Below are 232 nucleotides of genomic sequence, written 5' to 3' on the forward strand. Positions count from 1 at the left end.
CTTTATGTGTTCCACTGGTTCTGAAGTTATAACGATCAGATTCAGCATCAAATGTTGATAATTGCGTAAAGCTACCTTTCACTTCCAATACACCGGCCGTGAAATAGCTACCAGAGGTTGAGCCATGTGATGTATCTATTACAAAATCACCATACACTAATACATAGTCATTGGCGTTTACCATACGAAGCAACCCGCTTGAATGTGTGTAACCATCATCAGTTGGCGCTTG

The 232-nt window shown here is 40.9% G+C and carries 1 protein-coding gene; it reads right to left on the bottom strand.

Annotated features, from left to right (window positions below; all coding sequences use genetic code 11):
• Positions 1-232: hypothetical protein (locus tag H5092_RS20520; RefSeq protein WP_182734883.1), on the bottom strand; the 232-nt coding region annotated here is incomplete at both ends.

It is taken from the genome of Pseudoalteromonas sp. SR41-7 (genome assembly GCF_014163935.1).
In the GTDB taxonomy this organism is placed as follows: domain Bacteria; phylum Pseudomonadota; class Gammaproteobacteria; order Enterobacterales; family Alteromonadaceae; genus Pseudoalteromonas; species Pseudoalteromonas distincta.